Raw genomic sequence first — 2689 nt, 5'->3', positions numbered from 1 at the left:
GACGCTGTTGGTTAATTCCGCCCCGTTGGATCTCATCCAACGGGGCGGAGGGCTGCGAAGGGTGAGGTTCGGGTGCGGGCGAGGGGTGCACCGGTGAGCCAGGCGTCGAGGCGGGCGAGGTTGATGGCGGCGCCGGTGAGGTGGTGTTGCAGCCGGGTTTTGGCGAGACCGCGGTAGCGGGATCTGCGAAGGCCGAACGCCTGGACGGCCTGCGAGATGGTGCCTTCGACGCCGGCGCGGTGCCCGTAACGGCGACGCCAGTGGTCGGTGTCCTGCTCGGGGCGGGCTTTCTGGAGGATGTCGTGCTCGATCTTCGGCCGCAAGGTCAGGTTGCGGCCGGTCTGTGAGTCGGTGCACGAGGACCGCAGTTGGCAAGGGCCGCAGTGCCGGGCGGCGAAACGGACGCGGGTGACCGGGGTGCCCCGGTGGCTTTGGGCTTCGCGCCACTGAACGCTGGCCTGGCCGCCGGGACAGGTGGCCTGGCGCTGGTCCCAGTCGATGGTGAAGCGGGTGCTGTCGAAGAAGTCGCCGCTGGCCTGGTGCCGGTTGGTGTTCTTGCCGACCGGTCCGACGAGGTTGATGCTGTGGTCGCGGCGGGCGTGGTGGATCTGCTCGGCATCGATGTATCCAGCGTCTACCAGGTGCTCGTCCGGCACCAGTGCCCGCTCGGCCAGGGCGCAGTGAATGTCTTGCAGGACCGCGTCGTCGTTGACCGGCGCCGGGGTGGTGTGGACATGCGTGATCAGGTGCGGAGTGTCGGGCTCACAGGTCTCACTCAGGTGGACCTTGTAGCCGGACCAGGCCAGGTCCCGCTTCGCCCCGGTTCTCGCCTCGGGTTCATACGGGGTGCGCAAACGAATCAGGCCGGGTGGAAGATCCTTCGGCTCACGCCAGCGCACGACACCATCGACGTGCTGGAACTGCTGCAGCCACGTCTGTCGCAAGAACTCCACCGCCGGCAGATGCCGCAGGCCAGGCGGCGCCGGGGCCGACCAGACAGCTTCCAGCAGCACCATTCCGTCAGCTCCGCACTGGTCGCCGTGCTCGACGCGGGCGGCCCACCGAGAGGGGAAACGGCTCTCTTCCGGCCGGGCCGAGTAACGATCGAACCATTCCGGCGCCGCCAAGGCCACCAGCCAGTTCTCGGCCACCTCGGCGATCTGGTTCAGCGCGGCCCGCAGCGTCTCGACCACGAACTCCAGCCGGTTCAAGTCCTTAGTCGCAGCCAGGACATGGGTGGCATCCGTGCGTTGCCGCCTGCCCGGCTTGAGCAGTCCGGCCCCAACCGCCGCGGCCAGCACCGCGTCGAACACGGCCCGGCCCGCATCGCCGTCGACCAGCCGGGCACGAAACTCACTGAGCACGGAGAAGTCGAACCCGGTATCAGTCAGTTCCAGCGATAAGGCGTACTTCCAGTCCAGGCGTGAGCGGACCGCGTGCGCGGCCTGCCGGTCAGTCAGCCCTTCCGCGAACTGCAACACCGACACCAGCGCCAACCGGGCCGGTGACACCACCGGCCGCCCTCGCACCGAGAACAACTGCTCGAACTGCGAATCGGCGAAGATCGGACCGAGCGCGTCCCGTATCCGCATCGCCAGACAGCCCTTCGGAAACACCGCACGTGCCACCCGCACGGTCTCCTCTGGGATCTCCTCCAGTTCCACCCCGCGCAACGACAAAACCCACCCCTGAACTGAGACTTTCCTCGCCACATGGCATCGCTTCGACAGCTGACCTGGCCTGAGTCGCTCAGGTTTTCAGGCAACGTGGCACCAATCTTTCATCCAAGGTGGCCCGGGGTGGTCAGAGCGCTCTACTGGTCATCACGGGAGTCACGGGTGTCACGCCGTGATCGGGATCTGTTAGCTTTACCTTCCCGGCCGGATGTTGCTTCCGGCCGGAAGGTGTTTGTATGACCACTTTTCAAGCAACCGTGCGGCCCATCAGCGCTGCGGACCGCCCCACCATCGAACGGCTCTGGCTCATGTTCCGTCACGACATGGCGGAGTTCCAGGGCGGGCTGCCCAGCCCCGACGCCACCTATCACAGCGACCGGCTGCGCTCGGCGTTCGAGGACGAGGACTGGGCGGCCTACCTGTTCACCAGCGGCGACCGGCCTGTCGGGTTCTCGTTCGTGCGCGCGCTATCCGGCTCGACGCGCGTGCTGAACAGCTTCTTCGTGGTACGCGGCGCGCGCCGAGCCGGAATCGGGATGAACGTTGTGCGGGAAGTCATCTTCCGGCATCCCGGCCCGTGGAAGATCGCCTTCCAGGACTCGAACACAGCGGCCGTCGCGTTCTGGCGGCGCGTCGCCACCGAGATCGCTGGTGACGCATGGACAGAGGAACGCCAGCCAGTACCGAACCGGTCCAACATTCCCCCTGACGTGTGGATCTCCTTCACCACCGCCTGATCAGGTATCAAACGGAAACGTGCCCGACGGGGCCGGTGGTGAGCGTGCTCCGCCTCTACGTCAGGAAGATCGCGAGACGCCAGTGACCTGAGAGCCGCCATCCGTAACTGAGGGTCGCAGCGCTGCCGAATCCCGGCCATGATCGCGGGTCATCTTCCCTGCCCAAGGGGCCAAATGTCGAGAAAAGTCTCATGAACACGACGACGGCCTGCGCAACCCAAACAGGGTCGCGCAGGCCATCATCACGCAAGCCCGGGATTTACCAACAGCGTCCAC

The 2689-nt window shown here is 66.3% G+C and carries 2 protein-coding genes; one reads left to right on the top strand and one right to left on the bottom strand.

The genetic code is table 11. From position 1 onward, the window contains the following. Positions 1 to 32: 32 nt before the first annotated feature. Positions 33 to 1679: an IS1182 family transposase gene (locus tag ACTOQ1_RS42740; RefSeq protein WP_440074313.1), complete on the bottom strand. Its 1647-nt coding sequence runs from the start codon at positions 1677 to 1679 to the stop codon at positions 33 to 35. A 233-nt stretch (positions 1680 to 1912) separates the two neighbouring features. Between ACTOQ1_RS42740 and ACTOQ1_RS42735 the strand changes: the two genes are divergently transcribed. Then, positions 1913 to 2413 (top strand): GNAT family N-acetyltransferase, encoded by a 501-nt coding sequence (locus ACTOQ1_RS42735; protein ID WP_440074311.1) that lies wholly within the window; start codon positions 1913 to 1915, stop codon positions 2411 to 2413. Positions 2414 to 2689 lie beyond the last annotated feature (276 nt).

Source organism: Streptosporangium sp. OZ121, assembly GCF_051918885.1.
In the GTDB taxonomy this organism is placed as follows: Bacteria; Actinomycetota; Actinomycetes; order Streptosporangiales; family Streptosporangiaceae; genus Streptosporangium.
The sequence above is the reverse complement of the archived record's forward strand: the minus strand, read 5'-3'. Positions and strand labels throughout refer to the sequence as shown.

Bases quoted from the DNA above. Each gene is read 5' to 3' on its own strand.
- ACTOQ1_RS42735 (WP_440074311.1), top strand. From the start codon at position 1,913: ATGACCACTTTTCAAGCAACCGTGCGGCCCATCAGCGCTGCGGACCGC.